The organism is Psychroflexus sp. MBR-150 (assembly GCF_053628795.1).
This window is the reverse complement of record NZ_JBRJHB010000007.1, coordinates 92674-111649: the sequence shown is the minus strand read 5'-3', so window position 1 is coordinate 111649 and position 18976 is coordinate 92674. Positions and strand designations below refer to the sequence as shown.

21 protein-coding genes are annotated in these 18976 nt (G+C 33.0%); 12 read left to right on the top strand and 9 right to left on the bottom strand.

Annotation, left to right across the window (positions count from 1 at the left end; all coding sequences use genetic code 11):
• Window positions 1-43: 43 nt before the first annotated feature.
• Entirely contained in the window at window positions 44-610 is a 567-nt protein-coding gene (locus tag ACSSV5_RS05885) for an anthranilate synthase component II (RefSeq protein ID WP_454245144.1), read from the bottom strand.
• Between the two features lie 234 nt (window positions 611-844).
• Between ACSSV5_RS05885 and ACSSV5_RS05880 the strand changes: the two genes are divergently transcribed.
• Complete coding sequence (locus tag ACSSV5_RS05880) at window positions 845-3301, top strand: TonB-dependent receptor domain-containing protein (protein ID WP_454245143.1); 2457 nt, start codon at window positions 845-847, stop codon at window positions 3299-3301.
• A 76-nt stretch (window positions 3302-3377) separates the two neighbouring features.
• Here the strand turns inward: ACSSV5_RS05880 and ACSSV5_RS05875 are convergent, their stop codons facing one another.
• Genes ACSSV5_RS05875 through ACSSV5_RS05850 form a run of 6 tightly spaced genes read right to left on the bottom strand, consistent with a single transcriptional unit; the run spans window position 3378 to window position 9991 of the window.
• Window positions 3378-4268: a Ppx/GppA phosphatase family protein gene (locus tag ACSSV5_RS05875; protein WP_454245142.1), complete on the bottom strand. Its 891-nt coding sequence runs from the start codon at window positions 4266-4268 to the stop codon at window positions 3378-3380.
• Window positions 4269-4280: 12 nt separating this feature from the next.
• Entirely contained in the window at window positions 4281-6338 is a 2058-nt protein-coding gene (ppk1, locus tag ACSSV5_RS05870; RefSeq protein ID WP_454245141.1) for a polyphosphate kinase 1, read from the bottom strand.
• The gene (locus ACSSV5_RS05865) at window positions 6335-6826 is read right to left on the bottom strand and encodes a SixA phosphatase family protein (RefSeq protein WP_211065810.1); all 492 of its coding nucleotides are present in this window, start codon (window positions 6824-6826) and stop codon (window positions 6335-6337) included. Before ACSSV5_RS05865 ends, ppk1 begins: the two co-directional genes overlap by 4 nt.
• Window positions 6827-6857: 31 nt before the next feature.
• Entirely contained in the window at window positions 6858-7238 is a 381-nt protein-coding gene (locus ACSSV5_RS05860) for a hypothetical protein (protein WP_454245140.1), read from the bottom strand.
• Between the two features lie 17 nt (window positions 7239-7255).
• Window positions 7256-7897 (bottom strand): pyridoxamine 5'-phosphate oxidase, encoded by a 642-nt coding sequence (gene pdxH / locus ACSSV5_RS05855; protein ID WP_454245139.1) that lies wholly within the window; start codon window positions 7895-7897, stop codon window positions 7256-7258.
• Between the two features lie 42 nt (window positions 7898-7939).
• The gene (locus ACSSV5_RS05850; protein ID WP_454245138.1) at window positions 7940-9991 is read right to left on the bottom strand and encodes a TonB-dependent receptor; all 2052 of its coding nucleotides are present in this window, start codon (window positions 9989-9991) and stop codon (window positions 7940-7942) included.
• A gap of 123 nt (window positions 9992-10114) precedes the next feature.
• On the opposite strand from ACSSV5_RS05850, the gene ACSSV5_RS05845 reads away from it, so the two are divergent.
• From ACSSV5_RS05845 to ACSSV5_RS05835, 3 genes are all read left to right on the top strand, one after another.
• A complete protein-coding gene (locus ACSSV5_RS05845) occupies window positions 10115-10330 on the top strand; it encodes a hypothetical protein (protein WP_454245137.1) in 216 nt (71 codons plus the stop codon).
• Between the two features lie 211 nt (window positions 10331-10541).
• Entirely contained in the window at window positions 10542-10784 is a 243-nt protein-coding gene (locus ACSSV5_RS05840; RefSeq protein WP_454245136.1) for a hypothetical protein, read from the top strand.
• On the top strand, window positions 10775-11092 hold the full coding sequence (locus tag ACSSV5_RS05835) for a type II toxin-antitoxin system RelE/ParE family toxin (protein WP_454245135.1): 318 nt from the start codon (window positions 10775-10777) through the stop codon (window positions 11090-11092). The genes ACSSV5_RS05840 and ACSSV5_RS05835 overlap by 10 nt, the downstream gene beginning before the upstream one ends.
• 425 nt (window positions 11093-11517) lie before the next feature.
• Here the strand turns inward: ACSSV5_RS05835 and ACSSV5_RS05830 are convergent, their stop codons facing one another.
• Window positions 11518-12141 carry an NUDIX hydrolase gene (locus ACSSV5_RS05830; protein WP_454245134.1) on the bottom strand — a complete coding sequence of 208 codons (624 nt, stop codon included), beginning with the start codon at window positions 12139-12141 and terminating at the stop codon, window positions 11518-11520.
• Window positions 12142-12149: 8 nt separating this feature from the next.
• Here ACSSV5_RS05830 and pyrE point away from each other — a divergent pair, with 8 nt between their 5' ends.
• Entirely contained in the window at window positions 12150-12797 is a 648-nt protein-coding gene (gene pyrE / locus ACSSV5_RS05825) for an orotate phosphoribosyltransferase (RefSeq protein ID WP_454245133.1), read from the top strand.
• Between the two features lie 18 nt (window positions 12798-12815).
• Window positions 12816-13214 carry an SRPBCC family protein gene (locus tag ACSSV5_RS05820; protein WP_211065805.1) on the top strand — a complete coding sequence of 133 codons (399 nt, stop codon included), beginning with the start codon at window positions 12816-12818 and terminating at the stop codon, window positions 13212-13214.
• Here the strand turns inward: ACSSV5_RS05820 and ACSSV5_RS05815 are convergent.
• Window positions 13211-13939, bottom strand: a complete 729-nt coding sequence (locus ACSSV5_RS05815) for a biotin--[acetyl-CoA-carboxylase] ligase (RefSeq protein WP_211065804.1) — start codon at window positions 13937-13939, stop codon at window positions 13211-13213. The genes ACSSV5_RS05820 and ACSSV5_RS05815 overlap by 4 nt on opposite strands.
• A 129-nt stretch (window positions 13940-14068) precedes the next feature.
• Here ACSSV5_RS05815 and rsfS point away from each other — a divergent pair, with 129 nt between their 5' ends.
• The 6 genes from rsfS to ACSSV5_RS05785 are packed head-to-tail and all read left to right on the top strand — an operon-like array spanning window position 14069 to window position 18976.
• Entirely contained in the window at window positions 14069-14431 is a 363-nt protein-coding gene (rsfS, locus tag ACSSV5_RS05810; protein WP_454245132.1) for a ribosome silencing factor, read from the top strand.
• A 20-nt stretch (window positions 14432-14451) separates the two neighbouring features.
• On the top strand, window positions 14452-16596 hold the full coding sequence (gene ftsH / locus ACSSV5_RS05805) for an ATP-dependent zinc metalloprotease FtsH (RefSeq protein ID WP_454245131.1): 2145 nt from the start codon (window positions 14452-14454) through the stop codon (window positions 16594-16596).
• A gap of 16 nt (window positions 16597-16612) precedes the next feature.
• The gene (locus tag ACSSV5_RS05800; protein ID WP_211065802.1) at window positions 16613-17218 is read left to right on the top strand and encodes an LUD domain-containing protein; all 606 of its coding nucleotides are present in this window, start codon (window positions 16613-16615) and stop codon (window positions 17216-17218) included.
• A gap of 4 nt (window positions 17219-17222) precedes the next feature.
• Window positions 17223-18026, top strand: a complete 804-nt coding sequence (locus tag ACSSV5_RS05795) for a phosphatidate cytidylyltransferase (RefSeq protein WP_454245130.1) — start codon at window positions 17223-17225, stop codon at window positions 18024-18026.
• Entirely contained in the window at window positions 18016-18669 is a 654-nt protein-coding gene (locus ACSSV5_RS05790) for a phosphatidylserine decarboxylase family protein (protein WP_454245129.1), read from the top strand. Before ACSSV5_RS05795 ends, ACSSV5_RS05790 begins: the two co-directional genes overlap by 11 nt.
• A gap of 1 nt (window position 18670) precedes the next feature.
• The gene (locus ACSSV5_RS05785) at window positions 18671-18976 is read left to right on the top strand and encodes an acyl-CoA-binding protein (RefSeq protein ID WP_454245128.1); all 306 of its coding nucleotides are present in this window, start codon (window positions 18671-18673) and stop codon (window positions 18974-18976) included.

The following is an 18976-nucleotide window of genomic DNA, read 5'->3' as shown; positions in this document are numbered from 1 at the left end:
AGAAATCTATAACTTTAAATTCTGACTTTCTGAGAAACCCTATTTAAGAATTTAGCCAATTCTGAATAATGGTTTTACCGTGTGGAGTCAACACAGACTCTGGATGATATTGAACTGCTCTCACATCGTAATATTTATGCCTAAGCGACATGATATGTCCAGATTTGTCAACCGAAGTGGCTTCTAAAACTTCGGGTAAAGTTTTTTGAACCACCCACGAATGATAACGACCAACTTCAATTTGGCTGGGTAAACTTTGATATAAAACTTCATCTTTTGCTGTAATATTTATTGAAGTGGCAATACCGTGATAAAGGGTTGATAAGTTTTCTAATTTTCCACCAAAAACTTCCATAATAGCTTGCTGACCGAGACAAACCCCAAGAATAGGTTTGGTTTGATAGTATTCTTTTATGACAGATTTGAGTTGCCCAGCTTCGTCTGGAATGCCTGGTCCTGGTGATATGAGAATTTTGTCGTATTGTTTTACTGCTTCAATGTTGATACTTTTGTTTCTAACCACATCGACTTGAGCATCAAAAGCTTCGAGATAATGCACCAAGTTGTAAACAAAAGAATCATAATTATCAATGACTAATATTTTTTTCATTTAAATCAATCTTAAAAATTTAAAATGTTTGTACTGCGAGATGAATTGTGTTTTCAATTTGTTTATAAACTTCTTGTTTTCATTTTTATTTGAATTAAAAAACTAAAATAAAGTGTTTCACTATGATTTACGAGAACAAATCTATATTTAAGCTTTTAATTACCTTAACTCAACTTTAACGCATGCTTAATTTAACAATTGAACCCAATTTTTGTCAAATACGCAAACAAACTTATGAAGTATTTTCTTACCTATTTGCTTACAATCATTTCTTTTAGCGTATTTGCTCAACAAAACAAATTGACAGGAAAACTTTTAGACAACAGTCAAAACGAACCACTCGCCTACGCCACCATAGCTATATTAGAACCAGGTACCGAAAACATTGTAACTAGTGGAATTACTGATTCTGATGGAAATTTCTCTATAAATGTTGAAAACGGTCAATATGATATCAAATTTGAATACATTTCTTATGAACCAAAAATCATAAAAAACATAAGTATTACTTCTAACAAAAATTTAGGTGATATCAAATTAAAATTTGCACAAAACCAATTAGATGAAGTCAATGTTGTTGCTGAAACTACACAAGTTGAAGTACGTTTAGATAAAAAAATATACAATGTTGGTAAAGATTTGACAACTTCAGGTGGCACGGTAAGCGATGCTTTGGGAAATGTGCCTTCGGTAACTGTAGATATAGACGGTGCTATAAGTTTAAGAGGGAATGAAAATGTAAGAATATTAATAAACGGCAAGCCTTCATCAATAGCTGGTTTTGGCGATCAAGATGTGTTTCAACAACTTCCTGCAGATGCCATAGAATCTGTAGAAGTTATCACAAGTCCATCGGCAAGATATGATGCGGAAGGAACGGCTGGAATCATAAACATTATCCTCAAAAGAGAAAAAACTTTAGGCTTTAACGGCTCTTTTAGAGGAACTCTCGGTGAACCTAAAAACTCTGGAGTTTTTGCCGATCTAAATTTAAGAACGGATAATTTTAATGTGTTTACCAGTATTGGCTATACCGAAAGAAACAGACCAGGAAACGCAAATTTTGATACCCGATATACTGAAACTGATTCATTAAATTTTGATAGAATTATTGAAGATAGAGATTATGATAGAAATGATAAAAATTTTAACCTAAATGCTGGTGTAGAATATTTTATAAATGACATGTCTTCTATAACGGCTAGTTTTTTTACCAGAACAGGAGACGACAGAGATATCACAACAAACACCAATAAAAGATTTGCTAACGGCTTAGAAAATAGCAGAACTATCAGAATTGAAGAAGAGTTAGATGATGATGAAAGATATCAATATGCTTTAAACTACGTAAAACGATTTGATAAAGACAATAGAGATCATAAATTAACTGCCGACTTTCAATATTCTAAAAGCGACCAAAGTCAAGTAGCTACTATTGACGAAAATCAAACTAATCCTGTAGATTCATTAGTTGCTTTTCAGGATAACTTAGAGACTGAAAAAAGAGATAGCTATCTTATACAAGCAGATTATGTAAGACCTATGGGCGATGCACAGTTTGAATTTGGCTTTAGAGGTGATTATTCTGACCAAACCCAATCTTTTTTAGTTCAAAAACAAAACCTGACTACCAATGAATTAGTAGTAGATGAATTTGTGTCAAGTGATTTCGATTTTCAACAAAACGTTACTGCAATTTATACCCAATATGGCGACAAAATAGGAAAATTTTCTTATCTCTTAGGTTTAAGATACGAAAACTCCCAATTAAAGGGAAAGACAACACCTTTAGTCCCTGAAAATTTTGACAGAAATTTTGATTTTGATAAAAATTTTGATAATTTATTTCCAACAGTAAATCTTGTCTATGAAATAGGTGAAGACGAGAATATTTCCTTAGGTTATAATAGAAGAATCAACAGACCAAGAAGTTGGTTTTTAAATCCTTTTCCTTCTCAATCTAGCCGTGTTAATGTTTTTCAGGGCAACCCAGATTTAGATCCTTCATTTGCTGATGCTTTTGATCTGGGCTATTTAAAACGATGGAAAAAAATCACCTTAACATCTTCTGTTTACTACCAAAAAGAAACCGATGCTTTTGAACGTGTAGAAAGAGATACAGGCAGACGAACAGAAGAAGATAACATTATAATTATAGAAAATATACCTATAAACCTTGCCACAGAAGAACGCTTTGGTGCTGAATTTGGCTTGCTTTACAATCCCGTGAAATGGTTAAGAACAAATTTGAGTTTCAATTACTTTAGATTTGAAAGTAATGGTTCATTTGAAGGCAAAGAATATGGAGCTACCAACGAAAGTTATTTTGGAAGATTCAGTTCAAATGTCATTTTACCTGGAAAAATTCAATGGCAAACCAATGCTTTTTACAGAGGTCCACGAGAAAATGCACAAACTGAAACAGACCCAATTGCATCTATGGATATCGCTTTTAGTAAAGATTTCTTGAAAAATGAAAACCTTACACTTTCATTGAGTATTAGAGATTTATTCAATTCTAGAAAAAGAGATCAATTTACTGTTTCTCAAACCTTTACTCGTGATAGTTCTTTTCAATGGAGAGAAAGACAATTTACAGCAACTGTTATTTATCGCTTTAATCGCAAAAAAGAACGCAATACTAGAAGCCGTGGTGATAGTGATTTTGATGGTGGCGAAGGCGGATTTTAGAAAGTTTCTGATGCTTGACAGCTATTATAGTTGTTTGGTCTTCAGTGCAATACAATTGTAAAAAATTATATTTAATTCAATTATTCTCATTATACATCGACTTAATAATCCCGTCTGACAAGCCAATTTTTGGTACGTGAATGCTTCTGGCTTTACTGTATTTCATAGCAGTAAGATAGATTTCTGTTGCTGGCACAATCACGTCAGCTCGGTCTTGATTCATATCAAGCTGAGCGATGCGTTCTTCGTAGGTCAGCGATTTAAGCAGTTGGTAATAAGAACTCAAATAGAAAAACGATAAGGGTTTGCCTGTTTTTTTAGCACTCGCTTTAAAAATATGATTGATATTGCCACCCGAACCAATCATTTCAATTTTAGAAAACGATTTTGTTTGTTCTTTAATCCACAACCTAAATTGCTCCCAATCGGTTTCTGAAACTAAATTATTCAGTAATCTAACTGTACCGAGATTAAAAGATTTTGAAGCTACAGTTTTGCCGTTATAATAAATTGTGATTTCAGTTGAACCACCGCCAACATCCACGTAAATGTATGATTTTTCGGTTTGAATCAATTGGTGTAAATCGGTAGCTGCAATGATGGCCGCTTCATCGTTGCCGTCAATGATTTCTATATGTATATCAGTATCTGCTTTAATGTCTTCAACTAAGGCTTTCGAATTTTTGGCATCACGCATAGCTGAAGTTGCACAAGCTCTGTATTTTTCAACATTATGGCAATTCATCAAGAGTTGAAAGGCTTTCAAGGTTTGTTTCATTCTAGAAAAATTGTAGTCAGAAATATAATCGTTGACAAACACATCTTGACCGAGACGAATCGGCACTCTAACCAAAGATGTTTTTTTGAAAGTAACAGGTTTATCTGCAGGTTCTGTAATGGTTGAAATTAATAATCTTACAGCATTTGAGCCAATATCTATGGCGGCATATTTTTTTATACTGAGCACGAATGTTTAGTTTTAATTAAGCTTATTTTTATAATAATCATACATTTTGAATTGACTGCGGTAGTCATCTTTATCATTTCTCTCATATTCATTCTTATCGTGAGAAGCAAGATTACGGGCTTTGACATTGTCTTGCCAACAAATATCAAAGGTATCTATCAATTCTGCTTTAATATTATCGTTATAAACAGGGCAAGTAATTTCAACGCGGTGGTCAAGGTTTCTTGTCATCAAATCTGCTGAAGAAATGTAAACTTCTTTATTTTTTGGCGTTTTGAAAATATACAATCGTGGATGTTCTAAAAATTTATCCACAATACTGATGGCTTTAATGTTTTCACTCATGCCTTCAACTTCTGGAATCAAACAACAAATACCCCTTACAATCAACTGTATTTTAACCCCAGCACGACTGGCTTCATACAATTTGCTAATCACATCATAATCTGATAAGCTGTTCATTTTCAACATCATACCACATTCTTTTCCTTCTTTAACCAATCGAATTTGTTCCTCAATTTTTTTATAAAAAAACCCTCTAGTGTAGTGAGGCGAAACAATCAAGTGCTTGTATTTTTTAATTTTATAATTGACTTCAAAAAAATCAAACACCTTATCAATGTCTTTTAAAATACCGCTATGACTTGTAAACAAAGTATAATCGGTGTAAATTTTTGCTGTATTTTCATTAAAATTTCCAGTGCTGATAAACCCATATCGTTTTAATTTTCCGTTTTCTAAGCGATCAATCACACAAGACTTGGCGTGGACTTTTAAACCTGTAACACCAAAAATGATTTTGATGCCTTCGCGTTGCATTTTTTCAGAATATCTTATGTTATTGGCTTCATCAAATCGGGCTTTTAATTCTATGGAAACAGTAACTTTTTTTCCATTTTTAGCCGCATTGATGAGCGAACTGGCTATTTGAGAAACTGAAGCTAATCGGTAAATAGTGATTTTTATGGATTTCACATTCGGGTCTAAAGCCGCTTCACGTAAAAATCTTACAGTGTAAGAAAAGGTTTGATAAGGGGCAAACTGTAAATAATCTTTTTCAGCAATTTTTTTGAATAAACTTCCCTGCAATTCCAATCCTGGTACAGGCAAAGGTTCAATTTCATCATAGAGCAAATGTTTGGCTCCCAAATCGGGAAACTTCATATAATCTCTTCGGTTGTGATAACGACCACCAGGAATTAAGCTGTCGGTATTGTCAATGCCGAGTTTGAGTAATAAAAAGTCTAAAGTGTCTTGGTCAATAGTTTTATCATAAACAAAACGCACAGGATCGCCTTCTCGACGATGTTTTACGCTGCTCATTAATTTTTCGATATAACTTTTGTCTAAATCGCCTTCCAAATCGAGTTCAGCATCACGGGTAATTTTTATCATATGTGCCGAAATACTTTCGTATTCAAATATATTAAAAATCACATCCAAATTATAACGAATTAAATCATCTAACAAAATCACATATTGATTGTTGCCTTCAGAAGGCAAAACCACAAAACGGTTAAGATTGGTTGGAATTTCTACAAGAGTATAACGATTTTTAAGATTGCCGTCGGGCATTTTTTGCACGAGTTTTACCGCCAAATACGCTGCTGAGTCCTTAAGGTTTGGTACTTTTTCTATGTCATTAAGCATAATAGTAACCAAAGATGGACTGACTGTATCTAAAAAATAATGTTTTAAAAAAGCTTGATGTTGCTCGCCTACTTCAGTTTCATTAACGATATGAATATTGTGATCTTTAAGTTTATTTTGAATTTCGCTTAAAATCTCAAGACTTTCGGTTTGATGATTGATAACAATTTGTGTGATTTCTTTGAGCAGTCTTGAGGCTTTATAACCACCAAGTACTTTTTTTCCCGCTTTTCCTGCCATATCAATGCGTTTGACGGTGGCGTAACGCACTCTAAAAAATTCATCTAAGTTGTTTGAGAAAATTCCAAGAAACCGCAATCGCTCTAATAGTGGCACATTAGAGTCTGAAGCTTCTTGTAAAACTCTTGCATTAAAAGCCAGCCAACTTAGTTCTCTATTGTGAAACTGGTCATTTGTCATTGGCACAAATTTTTAGGAAATAAATGTAAGACAGTTTCTCCATTTGCCAAATCTTTCCAAGATGAATTTTCAAAATTGATCTTCACCAATCCAGAAGTTGGGACATTGTCAAACTGTTCGTTACCTAAGCTATTGGCAAGATTGGTAAACGCAGGATTATGCCCAAATAACATCAAAGTGTCAATAGAATCGTCAACGGTATAAAGAAAAGTCTTTAAGCTTTTAACATCAAAAGTGTATAAAGCCGATTCTATTTGTAATTGAGTTTCTGGAATTTTCAGTTGTTTTAAAAAGTGCTTTGCGGTGCTTTCGGCTCTTTTGGCATAACTGGATTTGAACACGATATTGTTGTTTATAGAATTTTTAAAAGCCGAAGCCACCAACTCGATATCACTATAAGCACGTTTTTTTAAAATTCTTTCATCATCAGGAAGATTTTCTTTCCAAGACGATTTTCCATGTCGCATTAAGATTAGGGTTTTGGGCATAATTTATATTTTGATTAGGGTGAAATTAAATTTATTCTAAAATGGGTTTACTATCAACACATATCACTGATTCAGGCTGAATAGGTACTGAGCAATCGCTTATTATATCCCATTTTTCATTAAATGCTTGTTGAGCAATTCTATGTTTTTCTATTTTATTTAAAAATGATACTGTATCTATATTAATTGAATAAGCTAAATAACCTATTGGTCCACCACAAGCCTTACTGCCATAGCTTGTGATTCTCCATTCTGTAGGATCATCACACTCCTGACTTAAAGCTAAATTTTCTATTTCACTAAACATCTCATCTAATAGCTTAGCCTCTTGATTTTTTGTCAATTCATCATCAGTATTTGAACAAGCTGAAAAAAAGAATAAGCTCAATGAAAAAAATATTAATCTAAACATAATTTTTGTTTTATAGTTTATGGTGCTAATCGTTTTATATTCCAGTCTAAATTGTTGAGTTCATAAACAAATCTGTCGTGTAAACGGTTGGGGCGACCTTGCCAAAATTCAAAAGACACTGGCTCCACACAAAATCCACCCCAGTTTTTGGGTTTTTCGATAGGTTTGTTGGCATATTCTTGCTCTAAAGCTTTGAGTTTATCTTCTAAAACTTTACGGTTGGGTATTTCTTGACTTTGTGGGGAAACCAAAGCACCCAACTGACTGCCTTTTGGACGGGATTGAAAGTAGCGTGTTGAGGCTTCTTTAGATGTTTTTTTGGCTTTGCCTTTGATGATAATTTGTCGCTCAACCTGTGGCCAAAAGAAGGATAAACACACTTTGGGGTTGTTTAATATGGCTTGTCCTTTTTCGCTGTTGTAATTGGTATAAAACACAAATCCATTTTCGTCATAAGATTTCAACAACACCACTCTGGATTTCGGAAAACCATCTTTACCAACAGTGCTGATGGTCATGGCATTGGCTTCATCTACATTGCCTGCTTCAACCACTTCTACAAACCACTTTCTAAATTGCTGAAAAGGATTTTCTTCTAATTCAGATCGAATTAAAGCTGCTTTATTGTAAGATTTTCTATAGTTTTCTAGGTTATTCATTTGATGACTAATATTTTTTAGCAATTTAAAATTTTTAAAAATTTAAAGCTTGTAATTTATTAAGACTTTAAAATAAAATTGACGAGGCATTCCTGGATAAAAGTAACGGGGTTCCGCACCACCAAACCCAACGGCATTGGGCAACACACTGGCAGCATAATCTTTATCTAAAACATTATTAAGTCCAAAACTGAATTGCGTTTGGGTGTCAAACCATTGCATTTGATGTCCAATATTCAAATTCACGAGCTCGTAAGCATCGGTATAAAGTGTATTGGCATCATTTAAAGGCATTCGTCCAACCCATTCTGTGTTTAATCTGAACGACCAATTTTGTTTGTAAAATAATTGAAAGCCAAAATTCAAATCGTATTCGGGTATGGCTGGTATTTGATTGCCTGAAAAGTCTTCATCACTTTCTATAAAATCTGTAAATTCAAAGTCGTTAAAAACAATGTTGGTAAAACCCTTAAGTTCTAAATTTTCAGATATAGACTTTTGAAAATTGGCAGAAAATTCAACGCCTGTATGTTGAGTTTGTCCAGCATTAATACCTACAAAACGGTCTTCCTCTACACGTCGAGCCACAATCAAATCTTCAACATACATTCTAAACACATTCAATTGAATATCAAGTGTTTTTTGTTTTGAAATCCATCGGCTTCCTAACTCAAAGTTATGCCCAAAAGAGGGTTGAAGTTCAGGGTTGAAAAATCCGTTGTCATCTAAGCTTTCATCAATGCTTGGCGTGGCGATACCCATACTGTAATTGGCAAAAACACCAAAGTTATTCTTAAGGTTATATGAAAAATTGAGGTTGGGCAACAATTTAGGGTCATATTGTAAATCGCCACTTTGATTTAAACCATCGTCAAAAAATTGGTCATCGGTTTCGTAATTGGCAAAGTTGAGGTTTAATCCTGCTGCAACTTCAAATCTCTCTGTAAAATTGTAATTGGCGGTCAAAAAAGCATTAAATCGCATTCTATTTTGATCAAAAGCATTGACCAAATCGCCTTGAATACTGCCACGTTCTGGAGTATTTCTAAACAAATTATTAAAATTTTGAGCCTCATACCAATCGGTTTGCCATTCAAAACCAATTTGGGTGGTTAAGGCTTTTGCATTCCATTGGAAGTTATGTTTTATCAAGCTTCTCAATCCCAAACCAATTTCACTTTCATCTAAAATATCAAAAGGTCTTGGTTCGTAAGCATCGCGAAGATTAAACGAGACTGAAGTTATCCATTGGGTAGAATTTTTAAAATTATGGTTCAAAGTCGTGGATAGAAACAGTTTGTCATAAGATTCAAATCCAGCAGCCGCATTCCAATTATCTGCTGCTTTTTGCGGGTTATTTTGAAAATCTGTTAATGATAAAGAACTCGGAATAAACGCCTTAAGACGAGTGAAAATCATCAAGTTTTGCCATTGCCACGATGAATTGAGTTCCGTATCTGATAACAATGTAAAATTTTGTCTTTCATAATCGGCATTATATCGGTATTCGTGAGATTGAATATGATTGGCATAAGCCTGTAGCTGGGTTTGTCCTAAATTTTCGGCGACGTTAAAACCAAGTTGATAACGGTCATAACTTCCTATTCCCGTCATCAGACCTAGGTTTCTTTCTTTATTTTGTGTTTTTAAAACAATATTGCCACCCAAATTAGCCCCTAAAACTGAAGATTTTGGTCCTTTAATGACGCTGAGCTGTCCCAAACTGCTCAAATCAATATCTTCAAGCACCGATACGCCATTAGCATTGGTTAACGGCACATTATTAATGTAAAGTTTAAGTCGATTGGTTGAAAATTGAGACCTTGCCCCAATGCCACGTATGGTAATTCGATTGGTATTTAAAGTCCCTTGCTGCATCGACACGCCTGGGATTTGATTTAAAATTGGAGTTAATATCACCGTGTTATTAGACTGAATATCTTCAGAAGATATTGAAGTTGTAATAAAGTTTGAAAGTTGAGAAGATTTTGTTTTCAGAGTTACCGTTTCAAGTTGTGTTGTATCTGAAACCTTGACTTGCGAAAAAACTTGAAAAGACGATAAAATGAGTAAAAAAACAGTAAATAATTTCAATATATTGTATTTTTCCACAAATCTAAGATTTTAAATGATGATAAAAATTAGAGCATTTCTTTTATTCACGACATTACTTCTCCTAATCTATTCTTATGAACAATCAAAACCAATCAAGTAAAAATGCAACATCTTGATAACGATAGTTTGATGGAAGTCGAGCATTACCGCATTAAAGATTATAAAACAATTAATTCGCCATACGAAGGTTATTATTTGCATTACAACAACAAAGTAACTTCAAAACAAAGTCCGTTATATGAAAAAGCCCATTTAAACTATCCGGTCTTTCGGGTGTTTGGTGAGATGTTTAAAATTAATAGAAAACGACTTATTTAAGCCACTAATTCACTAATGGATACGAGATGTATTAGTGCATTCGTGGCTAAAGTGAAATATTATATTGATGTTTGATATTTTATTCACCTACTTTATCTTAAAAAAATCCACTATTAAATATAAGTTGGCAAAAAGTTATAAAAGATTTAGTTTTAAAAATGAAATGGATAATAAATTGAATTTTTTGTATATTTGATTAAATCAAAATATTATGAATTTAGAAACACGAAAAATATCATTTGTTCAAGAATTTTTGAAAATTCAAAGCGATGAAGTCATATCAAAATTTGAAAAAATATTAAGAACTGAAAAAAATCAAAATATCAAAAGAAGAGTTGAACCAATGTCAGTTCAGGAATTAAATAGAAGAATTGACAAATCAATGGAAGATTCAAAAAACGGGAGATTAACGGAAGCGAATGATTTGTTAGCTGAAATAGAAAAATGGAGTTAAAAATATTTTGGACTGATTTCGCTAAAGCAGAGCTTAGGGAAAATTTCAAATATTTAGCTGAAAATGCAAGTTATAGAGTTGCAAAAATCGAAAATCGAAAAATAGTTCTTGAAACATTACGATTAAAAAAACAACCTGAAATTGGTCAAATTGAGCCAAAACTAAAAAACAGAAAAAAAGAGCTTCGCTATTTAGTTCATCAAACTTATAAAATAATTTACTGGATTAACAAAGATCAAAAGCGGATTGAAATAATGGACGTTTTTGATACACAACAATTTCCTGATAAAATAAAACGTAATAAATAAAGCCTGTTACCAATACGAGGTTATAAATAATGCAAGAGATTTAGGATAAATCAAAAATTGCTCGCTCGGGTTTGTGCTAAATTTAAAAGTTAATCGCATTCTTTTCTCGCATTACTCATCACACAAACGGTGTATTAGTGCATTCGTGGCTAAAGTGAAATATTAAATTGGTGTTCGATATTGTATCCACCCAAATTATTTTTAAAAAAAATTCATTACAAAAAACCAAATCTAAACTATCCGGTCTTTCGGGTGTTTGGTTAGATGTTTAAAATTAATAGAAAACGACTTATTTAAGCCACTAATTCACTAATGGATACGAGATGTATTAGTGCATTCGTGGCTAAAGTGAAATATTAAACTGACGTTCGATATTGTATCCACCCAAATTATTTTTAAAAAAAATTCATTACAAAAAATCATATCTAAACTATCCGGTCTTTCGGGTGTTTGATGAGGTATTCGGGCGGAAAGAGCAATTTGATATTTTCATAAGATTTATGAATGGCTTTTTGAGATTTTTCAAAGTTTTTCCATTTTACTTTTTTGATGCCTTCAGAGGTTTCTGGAACCAATTCGCCATCAAAATCTGAAAACATTTCATACCAGTAAGTTTCTTTAAGTTTGTATTTGCCGTTGCGTTTTAAGATGTGATACGTGGTGTCAATAAACCGTTTAATTTCTAAATTTTCAACGCCTGTTTCTTCCCAAACTTCTCGGATGGCGGCTTTTTCGAGCGTCTCGCCTTTATCCACTTTGCCTTTAGGTAAATCCCAACGGCCTTTTCTATGAATAAAAAGGATTTCTTTTTTAGGGTTAAATACCATTCCGCCAGCAGCCGTGATGACTTTTAGCTTTTTTTTCAAATGATACAGTAATTTTTCGTCTTTTTTGTGATATAAATTGACGTAGTGAATTTTTTTATCGACAATATCATTGATAAGATTTTCTATATCAACATGTTTAATCTTGTAAGAAGTGTATTTCGTACCAACTTTCTTTTGCGTTGACAAAATAATTGGCACATCATTGACAAAAACTTTATACATTTGCACTTATGATTTTAGATGAAAATACAGCCCAAGAAACTGCAGAATTACTTCTACAAATAAACGCAATAAAATTGAAACCACAAGAGCCTTTTACCTGGTCGAGTGGAATGAAATCGCCAATTTATTGTGACAATAGAATAATATTGTCTTATCCGCCCATTCGTAACTACATCAAAGATAGTTTAGCCAAACAAGTAGAACTACTTTACGGCAAACCCGATGTCATTGCGGGTGTCGCAACAGGTGCCATTGGGATTGGCACTTTAACGGCTGATGCTTTGGGATTACCTTTTGTTTATGTGCGACCCAAACCCAAATCGCACGGGCGACAAAATCAAATTGAAGGTCAACTTGAACCACACCAAAATGTGGTGGTGATTGAGGACTTAATCAGCACTGGACAAAGTAGTCTTAATGCTGTAAAAGCATTACAATCTGAAGCCCAAGCTCACGTTAAAGGTTTACTGGCTATATTTTCTTATGGCTTTGATTCGGCTATAAAAAACTTCGAAAAAGCCAAAATTCAACTCAATACACTGAGCAATTATGAACATCTTATTCAAATAGCTTATGATACAAGATATTTGAATCGTGATGAACTCAATTTGTTAAAATCATGGCATCTCAATCCCGAAAAATGGGAAAACAATTAACGCTTTTAAACCTTACTCATGAATTTAGAAACACCTAAAATTACCATCAATAAATCGCAAAAGGAATTATTCACTTACTTGTCGAAAGCAGATAATTACCTCAATATTATGCCCGATGGTGTAGAAAAATTTGAAGTTTTGACTGAAGACAGTTTTCTATTTCAACTTAAAGGTATGCCAGTTATACAATTAGCGTTTAAAGAAAAAGAAGAATTTGGCAAAATCGTTTTAGTCGCTGATGGCGGTAAATTTCCATTTAGTTTAACCGCTTATTTTGATGCCGTTGGTGAAGAAAAAACCGAATTTCAACTCAAATTTGATGGCGAATTTAATGCCATGATGGGTATGATGATCAAATCACCAATCAACAAATTTATTCATACCTTATCAGAAAATTTCAATAAACTAATGTCTTAATATACTTGACTTATCTCTTTGTGAGCATAAAATTTTTCTATTCCTGAATTTGTTTTAACAAGCAATTGACCATCAGTAACTATATCTTTAATTTGACCTTCAAACAAATCTCCATTAGGCAAAACAAATCGGGTTTGTTTTTTATAATTGTACAAATATCTTTTGTAAACACTAATGATATGTTCAACTGAATGTAAATTGAGTTCTTTAGGAATATCATCTAATTCGTCAACCAATTTATCAAGAAGTTCATCTCTATCAAAATGAATGTTTTTAATCCTTTTTAGTGAATTGGCTTTAGGTAAATTTTCGAAATAGGTTTGATTGACATTTAAGCCTATTCCAATATAAGTGGTTTTAATCAAGTTTTTGTTTAGGGTGTTTTCAATTAAAATACCACAAATTTTAAACTGTTCTGACAAAATGTCGTTAGGCCATTTAAAGCGTAAATTTGGAATGTTGTAAGCTTTTAAAACCCTTAAAATACCCAAACATACTAAAGCATTAAGTGCAAATTGGTTTTCTGTTTTGAGATTAATATCATTAAAAACAACCGTAAACATTAAGTTCTCCGACCTTGAGCTTTGCCAAGAACTGTTGAGTTGACCACGACCTTGAGTTTGAAATTCTGCTGATAAACAAAATTTTTTTTCTTTTATATCTTTATTTATAATTTTTGCAAGTGCATTGGTAGAGGTTGTGGCATCAACTTTGACAATATTCATTAAATAGGATTTTGGAGCAAATTTAAACAAGAATGTGTAACAAACATCATTGAATAATGTTTTGTTAAGTCATTACAATTTTCGTTAAAAAAACCTATTTTTGTAAAACTTTAAAATTAAATTTCAGCATTGGTAAAAGATAATAATCAGCTCATAACGTTAATCATAGAAGGAATTGAAAATGTAAAAGGTGATGATATTCAGTTGTTAGACTTAAGAGATATCGAAAATAATGTTTGTGATTATTTTATCCTTTGCACTGGTAGCTCAAATACCCAAGTAGATGCTATTGTAAATTCCGTTCAAAAGCATGTGAGCAAAAAACTTAAAGACAAACCTTGGCACATAGAAGGTCATGGTAATTCTCAATGGGTTTTGATGGATTATGTCAATATTGTTGTTCATGTTTTTCAGCAGCAAGCTAGAGATTTTTACGATTTAGAAAGCTTATGGGGTGATGCCAAAATCACTCAAATTGAAACTAATTATTAATTTAAGATTAAAAAAAGTAGATGGCTCAAAAAACATCAAATACACCGCCTAAAAACAAGGCGACTAAAAATTCAAATAAACCTAATCCTAAAAAGCCAGGTTACAATTTTTATGTCATCATCGGAATTGTAATATTATTTTTTGGACTTCAATTTTTTGTAGGCAATGGCTTTGGTAGCGGTGCAAAAGACATCAGTATAGCCCAATTTGAAAGTTATCTCAAAGAAGGCGATTTTGATAAAGTCGTCATCATCAAAAATGCAGGTAGAGCAGAAGTTTATCTTACTCAAGAAGCTAAATCTCAACCCGAACACAAAGGTAAAAGCAACGATAATGTTTTTCCAGGAGCAAGCGTACCTGACTACAAGTTTGAATTTGGAGACCTTCAGCTTTTTGAGAAAAATGTCAAGTCAATCAAAGAAGAATACAATCTTAAAACCGAAGTTAATTTTGAAAAAGAAGACACTTTATTTAGCGATATTTTAATCACTTTACTTCCTTTTATTATCATTATTGGAATCTGGATTTTCATTATGAGACGCATGAGTGGCGGTGCTGGCGGTGGTCCTGGTGGTCAGATTTTTAATATCGGTAAATCAAAAGCCAAATTGTTTGATGAAAAAGTCGACATTAAAACTTCATTTAAAGACGTTGCAGGTCTTGAAGGTGCAAAAGAAGAAGTTCAAGAAATAGTTGATTTCTTAAAATTTCCTGAAAAATATACCAATCTCGGCGGAAAAATCCCTAAAGGTGCATTATTAGTTGGTCCACCAGGTACGGGTAAAACCTTGTTAGCTAAAGCTGTGGCTGGCGAAGCTAATGTGCCATTTTTCTCCTTATCAGGTTCTGATTTTGTTGAAATGTTTGTCGGTGTTGGTGCGTCTCGTGTTAGAGACTTATTTAAACAAGCTAAAGAAAAATCACCTTCTATCATTTTTATTGATGAAATTGACGCCATTGGCCGTTCAAGGGGAAAAAGCAATTTCTCTGGTTCAAATGACGAACGCGAAAACACCTTAAATCAACTCCTTACAGAAATGGACGGATTTGGTAATAATGCCAATGTCATTGTCTTAGCAGCAACAAACCGTGCCGATGTTTTGGATAAAGCACTGATGAGAGCTGGTAGATTTGACCGTCAAATTTATGTGGATTTGCCAGATATCAGAGAGCGAAAAGAAATTTTTGAAGTCCATCTCAGACCTTTGAAAAAAATAAGTAACGACATTGATACTGATTTCTTAGCCAAACAAACTCCTGGATTTTCAGGTGCAGACATTGCTAATGTGTGTAATGAATCTGCTTTGATTGCTGCAAGAAAAGGCAATAAAGAAGTAACAAGGCAAGATTTTCTTGATGCCGTTGACCGTATTATTGGTGGTTTAGAAAAGAAAAACAAAATCATGACGCTCGATGAAAAGAAAGCCATTGCTTATCACGAAGCCGGTCACGCCACAGTAAGTTGGCTACTTGAACACGCAGCACCACTTGTGAAAGTTACTATTGTTCCTCGCGGTCAATCACTTGGAGCAGCTTGGTATTTACCCGAAGAACGACTTATTGTAAGAACCGAACAAATGTTAGACGAAATGTGTGCAGCTATGGGCGGTCGAGCTGCAGAAAAAATCATCTTTGATAAAATTTCTACTGGTGCATTAAGCGATTTAGAAAAAGTGACCAAACAAGCCAAAGCTATGGTAACCATTTATGGCTTGAACGAAAAAGTCGGTAATTTAACTTATTATGATTCTACTGGTCAAGCAGACTATAATTTTACTAAACCTTATAGCGAAAAAACGGCGGAAATTATTGATAAAGAAATTTCTAAAATTATAGAAACTCAATATCAGCGAGCTTTGAGTATTTTAGAAAAACACAAAAAAGAGCTCAAAAAATTAGCAGAACTTCTCATTGAAAGAGAAGTCATTTTTAAAGATGATATGGAAGATATTTTTGGTAAAAGACCTTTTAAAAAACCAGAAATGATTACTCCAAAGCACAAACAAAACGGTCAAAACAAACCCAAAACAGAAGATAACAACTCCTCTGAAAACACTTCAAACAATCAATCTCAATCTAGCAAAAAAGAAAACAATGCAAAATCTGAAGACAACAAACAATCTGATGATAAGCAAGCCAAAAATGAAATACCTGAAAAGAATTGATTGAAGCTAATAATATATGAGTTTTTTTAAACGTCTATTGGGACTCAAATCTAAGAAATCAGCAGAAGAAAACAATGCTGATAAAAATAGATTTATGCCTACAGAAAAACCACCAATAGACGAATTGTTTATGATTAATTTTAAAAAAAATGGCGGTAAATTTATCTATTGCGAAAACAAAACAGAATTATTAGATAACTTCGATGCCATTTTACAAGAAAACAATTGGAAATCTAAACCTCTTTACTCTCATCAAATTGACAAAGATCAAAACTTTTTGAAAGATCTCAATCTTGATTTCACCACTGATAAAAATGTAGAAGCATTAGTGAGCAACTGTGAATATCTCATTGCTAATACTGGTGCAATTATGGTTTGTGCTAAGCAAATTGGTGAAGGCAAACTTTCAGAATTACCTCATAATTTTATTGTTTATGCCACGACAAGTCAACTTTTAGAAAGTCTTGGCGAAGGTCTTCAACTCATCAAAAAAAAGCACCAATCAAAGATTCCTGCAAGTATCACAACCCTAAAGACATTTGAAGAAAAAACCGATTCTGACTTTTTAAGTTACGGAAGCACTCAAAAAAACTTATATTTGTTGCTCTTAGAAGATTTGTAACTTAATGAATGAACTTTTTACTAGAATTACTTCTGGAATTATTTATGCCACTGCTATATTTTTAGCCCTTTGGTCTGGCAAATTGGCAACAAGCATTCTTTTTTTGATTTTAGGTTTAATATGCCTTTTTGAATTACAAAAATTGCTCAGTTTTAGAAATTACGTCTCTTATTTTGTATTTCCAATTGCCTTGATATATTTTAACTATTTCAATACTAATGACAAAATAATTTTTTTATTTATCATTGCTTGTTTATTTGTAAAGCTATTGCTTTTAAGAGATTTGTTTTCACTGAAAGGCAGAAATGCTTTTAGGCAAAAAAAACACCTCATCACTTTGATGTATATCGTGCCTTCTATGGTGTTTTTAACCTTAATTCCAAAATTATATACTGGCTACAATACTTATATTTTGCTATATGTTTTTGTATTGATGTGGGTCAATGATTCCTTTGCATTTTTAATTGGAAAACATTTTGGAAAACAAAAATTATTTGAAAAAATATCACCCAAAAAAACAGTAGAAGGTTTTCTTGCTGGATTTATTTTTACTATCATAGCAGGTATTATAATTAGCTATTTCGACCAAACTATCAGTTTTTACAATTGGGTTGTTGTTGGTATTTTAGTCTCTGTTTTTGGTACCTTAGGCGATTTGGTACAGTCCAAATTTAAAAGAAAAGCTTCAGTCAAAGACAGTGGAAAAATCATGCCTGGTCACGGTGGTGTTTTTGACCGTATGGATAGTATTATTTTTTCAAGTACCTTTGTATATGGATTTTTATTTTTAATCAATCATGTTTCATAGAGAAGGTCAACAAATATTAGTTTTTGCTTTAGTATCAATTATAGTTATCAACTTATTGAGTATTAACTTTATCAACAATCCTATTTTGCATTATACTATTTTTGGTATAACGCTAATTATGTTTGTTTTAGTGGCACAATTTTTTAGAAATCCAAAACGAAACTTTAAACGAGATAACACAAAAGCATTTTCGCCTGTTGATGGCAAAGTGGTTGTTGTAGAAGAAGTCTTTGAAGATGAAATTTTAAAAACAAAATGCATTCAAGTGTCCATATTTATGTCGCCACTTAATGTTCACATCACAAGACATCCGTTTACAGGTGAAATTTATTACAGCAAATACCACAAAGGCAAATATCTCGTAGCCTGGCATCCCAAATCCAGCACAGAAAATGAGCGAACCACCGTTGCATTAAAAACAGAAAAATTTGGTAACGTTGCTTATCGTCAAATTGCTGGTGCAGTGGCAAGGCGTATTGTTAATTATGCTAAAGTCAACGATAAAGCCATTCAATGCGAAGATTCAGGATTTATAAAATTTGGGTCACGTGTTGATGTATTTTTACCCTTAGAATCTAAAATTGAAGTTGAAATCAATCAAAAAGTTAAAGGTGGTTTAACTTCCATAGCATCAATAAGTTAAAATGGATTTAAGTCAATTAAATGCAAAAGAATTAGAGCAAGCTTTTCAAAAGGCATATCAAGCCGTAAGTGAAACCGATAAAGGATTTCAACAAGATACACTGCTCTATTTTTATGCCTACTACAAACACGCCACCAAAGAATTCAATTTAAACCTAAAACATCATCCTCACAACGGTGAGCAATTAGTCAATGCCTTTAAAATGAATGCTTTGTTTCAAATCAGACACCTTTCAGTTAAGCAGTCTAAAATCAAATACATCGAGTTGGCCATCAAACATCTCGGAGATGATTTTTTAAAAAAATAA

What these genes read in the sequence shown, in the direction of transcription:
- ACSSV5_RS05840 (WP_454245136.1), top strand. Translation starts at nt 10,542, where the DNA reads ATGAATTTAGAAACACGAAAAATATCATTTGTTCAAGAATTTTTGAAA.
- ACSSV5_RS05865 (WP_211065810.1), bottom strand. Translation starts at nt 6,826, where the DNA reads ATGCCCAAAACCCTAATCTTAATGCGACATGGAAAATCGTCTTGGAAA.
- ACSSV5_RS05880 (WP_454245143.1), top strand. Translation starts at nt 845, where the DNA reads ATGAAGTATTTTCTTACCTATTTGCTTACAATCATTTCTTTTAGCGTA.
- ACSSV5_RS05795 (WP_454245130.1), top strand. Translation starts at nt 17,223, where the DNA reads ATGAATGAACTTTTTACTAGAATTACTTCTGGAATTATTTATGCCACT.
- pyrE (WP_454245133.1), top strand. Translation starts at nt 12,150, where the DNA reads ATGATTTTAGATGAAAATACAGCCCAAGAAACTGCAGAATTACTTCTA.
- ACSSV5_RS05790 (WP_454245129.1), top strand. Translation starts at nt 18,016, where the DNA reads ATGTTTCATAGAGAAGGTCAACAAATATTAGTTTTTGCTTTAGTATCA.
- ACSSV5_RS05845 (WP_454245137.1), top strand. Translation starts at nt 10,115, where the DNA reads ATGCAACATCTTGATAACGATAGTTTGATGGAAGTCGAGCATTACCGC.
- ACSSV5_RS05885 (WP_454245144.1), bottom strand. Translation starts at nt 610, where the DNA reads ATGAAAAAAATATTAGTCATTGATAATTATGATTCTTTTGTTTACAAC.
- ftsH (WP_454245131.1), top strand. Translation starts at nt 14,452, where the DNA reads ATGGCTCAAAAAACATCAAATACACCGCCTAAAAACAAGGCGACTAAA.
- ACSSV5_RS05830 (WP_454245134.1), bottom strand. Translation starts at nt 12,141, where the DNA reads ATGTATAAAGTTTTTGTCAATGATGTGCCAATTATTTTGTCAACGCAA.
- ACSSV5_RS05820 (WP_211065805.1), top strand. Translation starts at nt 12,816, where the DNA reads ATGAATTTAGAAACACCTAAAATTACCATCAATAAATCGCAAAAGGAA.
- pdxH (WP_454245139.1), bottom strand. Translation starts at nt 7,897, where the DNA reads ATGAATAACCTAGAAAACTATAGAAAATCTTACAATAAAGCAGCTTTA.
- ACSSV5_RS05835 (WP_454245135.1), top strand. Translation starts at nt 10,775, where the DNA reads ATGGAGTTAAAAATATTTTGGACTGATTTCGCTAAAGCAGAGCTTAGG.
- ppk1 (WP_454245141.1), bottom strand. Translation starts at nt 6,338, where the DNA reads ATGACAAATGACCAGTTTCACAATAGAGAACTAAGTTGGCTGGCTTTT.
- ACSSV5_RS05815 (WP_211065804.1), bottom strand. Translation starts at nt 13,939, where the DNA reads ATGAATATTGTCAAAGTTGATGCCACAACCTCTACCAATGCACTTGCA.
- ACSSV5_RS05785 (WP_454245128.1), top strand. Translation starts at nt 18,671, where the DNA reads ATGGATTTAAGTCAATTAAATGCAAAAGAATTAGAGCAAGCTTTTCAA.
- ACSSV5_RS05800 (WP_211065802.1), top strand. Translation starts at nt 16,613, where the DNA reads ATGAGTTTTTTTAAACGTCTATTGGGACTCAAATCTAAGAAATCAGCA.
- ACSSV5_RS05860 (WP_454245140.1), bottom strand. Translation starts at nt 7,238, where the DNA reads ATGTTTAGATTAATATTTTTTTCATTGAGCTTATTCTTTTTTTCAGCT.